This is a genomic window from Psychrobacter okhotskensis (genome assembly GCF_013248965.1).
Taxonomy (GTDB): Bacteria; Pseudomonadota; Gammaproteobacteria; order Pseudomonadales; family Moraxellaceae; genus Psychrobacter; species Psychrobacter okhotskensis.
Genome location: NZ_JABRVQ010000066.1, coordinates 1 through 998 on the forward strand (window position 1 = coordinate 1; position 998 = coordinate 998).

General features: G+C 39.8%; 1 rRNA gene. It reads left to right on the forward strand.

The window, feature by feature from the left end:
• Positions 1-103: ribosomal RNA gene (gene rrf, locus HQR03_RS14070) — 5S ribosomal RNA — on the forward strand; the annotation flags it as partial.
• Positions 104-998 lie beyond the last annotated feature (895 nt).

Genomic DNA, 998 nt, shown 5'->3' on the forward strand with positions numbered 1-998 from the left:
TAGCGCGATGGCCCCACCTGATCCCTTCCCGAACTCAGAAGTGAAACATCGTAGCGCCAATGGTAGTGTGGTTCGCCCATGTGAGAGTAGGTCATCGTCAGCTCTCTATTCTAAAAAGAGTCATCCTTAATTGGATGGCTCTTTTTTTTATCTTTTATTCCTAGTGACCTACACAGTAAATCCTATTTGAAGGTGAGCAAGGAATAACGACTGTCTGGGAGACAGTCGTCCGCAGCGCAAGACGGAAGGCTATGCCTGTAGATCTCTTGTGCTGCCTTGAGGAGGAACAAGAGAAACACTGTTTCGCCCGACGCAAGACAAGAGTCAGTGAAAAGTAATATAGACACATCACGCACTGCTGATATCTATTTTTCTTGCTTGCTGTGCCTGCGCAAACAGAGGCTACAAAAAATTGATATCAGCATTATCATAGCGATTTTAGGATATTTTGACTACAAGGCTGTGCTCACAGTTAATATGCTTTGCCCTAATAACGCTCCCGTCGTTCGTCAGCTCTTTATTTCTGAAATATCTCTAATTTGTTTAGTAGGAGCTTTCTACGATCTCACATTGGTTTCTTAGGTTGATGTGACCTGTGTAGCAAAACCTGTTTTAAGAGGAAAGATCAATGACTATCCTTAGTGGCCAGAGAGGGGTGCAACTTGTTTCTAGCCTCTAGAATTGACCCTCGCACGTCCCAAACTAAATAGTAATACCGATCTATCCAAGATTCAAAAAGTATAAATATATTTTTTCATCTGTATACATGCTATTTTGTAGTCTATATAGAGAGATTAATTATTCTAACCTTGAAAGGATGAGTAGAGTTTGATCAAAGTGATTTATTTCAGTTAGTTATAATAACTATAAAATAAAAGTTAATATTACCTTGACCCTCATCTCAAAGCGCGTATAATGCGTCCCAGTCGGAAGGGAAGCTACTTAAGAAAATGATTTATCATTAATTAAGGGAGCAATTAGTTTAAGAGTTCAGAGCG